General features: G+C 71.0%; 3 protein-coding genes and 1 pseudogene. 1 reads left to right on the top strand and 3 read right to left on the bottom strand.

What is annotated here, in order from left to right:
• Both HUU95_RS10840 and HUU95_RS10835 read right to left on the bottom strand, forming a co-directional pair.
• A pseudogene (locus HUU95_RS10840) lies at positions 1 to 343 on the bottom strand (hypothetical protein); the annotation flags it as partial.
• A 93-nt stretch (positions 344 to 436) separates the two neighbouring features.
• Entirely contained in the window at positions 437 to 1,789 is a 1,353-nt protein-coding gene (locus tag HUU95_RS10835) for a cation:proton antiporter (RefSeq protein ID WP_174280124.1), read from the bottom strand.
• Positions 1,790 to 2,062: 273 nt separating this feature from the next.
• Between HUU95_RS10835 and HUU95_RS10830 the strand changes: the two genes are divergently transcribed.
• Positions 2,063 to 2,440, top strand: a complete 378-nt coding sequence (locus HUU95_RS10830) for a hypothetical protein (protein WP_174280123.1) — start codon at positions 2,063 to 2,065, stop codon at positions 2,438 to 2,440.
• On the opposite strand, the gene rodA is transcribed toward HUU95_RS10830, so the two are convergent.
• Positions 2,422 to 3,534: a rod shape-determining protein RodA gene (gene rodA / locus HUU95_RS10825; RefSeq protein WP_174280122.1), complete on the bottom strand. Its 1,113-nt coding sequence runs from the start codon at positions 3,532 to 3,534 to the stop codon at positions 2,422 to 2,424. The genes HUU95_RS10830 and rodA overlap by 19 nt on opposite strands.
• Between the last annotated feature and the right edge of the window lie 120 nt (positions 3,535 to 3,654).

Here is a 3,654-nt window from a genome sequence, read left to right as displayed (position 1 = left end):
GACAAAAAAAGTCGCCGCAAATCGCTGGTTTTATGATTCCATCGGCATCATGAGCGCCGGTCCTGAAGCCCTGATCGGCGAGTCCGCCCGGCCGCTCGCGGCGGTACGCGGCCATGATCGCGTCCGGCGCGCGCCGCGGCACGGCGTCGGCGAATGTCTTGCTGTCGGGGAACAGGCGGGATCGCTGCACCCGGTCGAACAACTCGCCGAACAGGTCGGCGGGCGAGGGCGGCAGCGCGGCGGCGGCTACTCCTGCGGGCGCGACCTGGCCGGCCACACCCGGTCCCGACGCGGCCAGGCCGGCGGCGATGGCGAGGAGGGTGGGAGGCGACAGGCGGCGCATCGCCCCTCTATCGCGCGGAGCGGGCCGTCACGCCAGCACGGTCGTCTCTGCGGACGTCTCTGCGGACCCCGGCGCGGCCGGCAAGCCGGCGCCCTATCTCGCCAGGGCCGCCAGTTCGCCGCTGGCGCGGGCTGCGCGGCCGTAGAACAGCTCGAACAGCGGGCTCGCCATCATCGTCGTCACGATCGCCATCAGCACCAGCATCGCGAACAGCCCCGGGCCGATGATACCCTTCTGCAGGCCGATGTTGATGATGATGAGCTCCATCAACCCGCGCGAGTTCATCAACGCGCCGATGCCGAGCGCGGTCCGGTTGTCCTCGCCCGCCACCCGCGCGGCGAGGTAGCAGGCGCCGCCCTTGGCGAGGATCGAGGCGACGAGCAGGCCGATCGCGATCAGCAGAAGGCCCGGCGAGTTCACCGTGTCGAGCCGCGTGTTCAGGCCCGAATAGGTGAAGAACATCGGCAGCAGCAGCACGACGGCGAGCGGTTCGAGCTTGCGCCTGATCTCGGTGGCGAACGGTCCGCGCGGCATCGCGGCGCCCATCAGGAAACCGCCGAAGATCGCATGGATCCCGATCGCGTCCATCAGGAAGGCCGACACGGCAAAGGCGATCAGCACCGCCGCGAGCTGCGGGTGGCTGATCTCGCCCGCCGCCTCCACCCGGCGCGCAAGCGGCGCGAAGAGGCGCGGCCCGAACAGCGCGACGGCGGCGGTCCAGGCCGCCCCGCCGCCGATCGCCAGGATCGCGACGCCGGGGCCGCCGCCGAACGTCGCCAGCACGATCGCCAGGACGCACCACGAACAGACATCGTCGAACGCTCCCGCCGTGAGCGACAGAGTGCCCAGCGACGAGTCCGCCAGCCCGCGCTCGTCGATGATCCTCGCCAGCATCGGAAAGGCGGTGAGCGCGATGCAGGCGCCCAGGAACAGCGTCGCGCCGGTCCGCCCGACGCCGGGCGAGAAAAGCCCCGGGATGCCGAGCAGCAGCGGCGCCACCACCAGCGCGACCGCGAACGGCGCGGCGATGCCCGCGATCGACACGGCCGCCGCATCGCGCACCCGCGCGCGCAGCTGGTCGAGCCGCAGCGTGGTGCCGACCAGGAACATATAGAGCCCCACGCCGAGCTGCGCGCCGGCGTAAAGCGTGTTGCGCGTGGCCGCGGGGAAGATCGCGGCCTGAGGTCCGGGCAGCAGGAACCCGAACAGCGACGGCCCCAGCACCACGCCCGCGATCATCTCGCCCACCACCTGCGGCTGGCCGAGCAGCCGCGTGCCGAGCCAGCCGACGATGCGGCAGGCGGCAAGGATGATCGCCAGCTGGAGGAGGAAATGGATGCTGACATCGCCCGGCGCATAGCTGTGCGCGGCGGCCGGCATCGCCGGGCCGTGCGGCGAGAAGACATCGCCAAGCGTCGTGCCGAGGCTTCGCAGCCAGTCCGTCATGCTCTTTTCCCCTCCCGTGCCGTAAGCGATCGTCCCGCCCGCGACAAGCCGCCCGATCGCCGGATGCCTGCGGGAGTACGGATGCTTGCAGGACTGGCGACTTGACGAACAAGTGCTCAGCGGGCCAACGTGCTCGCCTGCAAGCGGGGGACCCGAAGTCCTCCGCGCGCTACCGATCGGCATGGACATGGCTCGCCTTACTCCTGATCGTCGGGTCCCTGGCGCGAGCCCAGCTGCGCCTGCCGTCGTTTCCTCCGATCCGGAGCCTTCCCGATGAGCCCAAGTCGCCGCGCGCCAACGGTCCGCCTGCTGTTCGTCGCCGCCCTGTCGGTCGCGCTGGTCATGGCGCTGGTCCCGCATCCGCCGAACGTGGCGGAGATCAACGACAAGGCGCAGCATAGCCTCGCCTTCGTCGTGCTCGGCGTCCTGGCGGCGGAGGGCTGGCCGGGCACGCCGCTGCTGCGGCTGGGCGAGCGGCTGTCGTTCGTCGGGGCGCTGATCGAGGTGTTCCAGTCGATCCCCGCGCTGCACCGCGACTGCGACGTCATGGACTGGATCACCGATACCGTCGCGGTCGCGGCCGCGCTGCTGGTCGTGGCGCTGCTGCGCCGGCGGGCGATCGGCGGCCGAGGCTACCAGCGCGTCGCCTGACCGGGGTCGCGGTCCAGCGACATCAGGATGCCGATGCACAACAGCACCGTCATCTGCGCCGAACCGCCGAAGCTGACGAGCGGCAGCGGCACGCCGACCACGGGGGCAAGGCCCATGACCATCGCCATGTTGATCGCGAAGTAGAAGAAGATCGTCGTCGCGAGCCCCGCCGCGGCCAGCCGCGCGAACCGGGTCTGCGCCCGCTGGCCCACCCGGACGCCCCAGCGCACCAGCAGCATGAAGCCGAGGATCAGCGCGCACCCGCCGACGAAGCCCCATTCCTCCATCATCGTCGCCAGCGCGAAGTCGGTATGCCCCTCGGGCAGATAGTCCAGGTGGTTCTGCGTGCCGTTCAGGAACCCCTTGCCCCAGACGCCGCCCGATCCGATCGCGATCTTGGACTGGGTGATGTGATAGCCGGTGCGCAGCGGATCGCTCTCGGGATCGAGGAAGATCAGGATGCGGTTGCGCTGATAATCGTGCAGCACGAACCTGAACGCCAGCGTGCCGACGATCGGCATCGCCACCGCCGCGGCGCCGAACAGCCAGAGCGGCACGCCCGCCAGGAACATCACCGTCACCCCGCCCGCCGACACCATCAGCGCGGTCCCGAGGTCCGGCTGGAGCATGATGAGCCCGGCGGGCACGCCGATCATCAGTCCCGCCGGCAGCAGCGAGGCGAGCGCACGCGTCCGGCTGGGCGGCAGCATGTCGTAGAAGCGCGCCATCGCCAGCACGATCGCCGGTTTCATCAGCTCGGACGGCTGGAGATTGAAGACGCCGAGGCTGATCCACCGCTGGCTGCCCCCGCTCACCCTGCCGAGCAGCTCGACGAACAGGAGGAGGAGGACCAGCACGCCATAGGCGGGCAGCGAGCCCGAGCGCCAGATCCGCGCCGGCACCCGCGACAACGCCGCCGCGCCGGCAAGGAAGACGACGAAGCGGACCCCCTGCGGCAGCGCCCAGGGCCGCAGGCTGCCGCCCGCCGCCGAATACAGCACGACCAGTCCGAACGCGCCGATCGCGAACGTCAGCAACAGCACGCCCCATGGCAGCCGGGCGATCTCGGCCGGGACGACGGACGCGCGCGGCATCAGCGATCACCCGCCGGCGAGCCGGTGGTGGAGGCGGGGCCTTGCCCGTTGGCGATCGCCGCGTCGGTGGCGGCCTCGTTCGCGTCGGCGGCGGCGGTGGCGGCCTGAACGGCGGGCGCT

The organism is Sphingomonas bacterium, assembly GCF_903643065.1.
Taxonomy (GTDB): Bacteria; Pseudomonadota; Alphaproteobacteria; order Sphingomonadales; family Sphingomonadaceae; genus Sphingomonas.
Note: the sequence above shows the minus strand (reverse complement) of the source record. Positions and strands in the feature narration are given on the sequence as shown.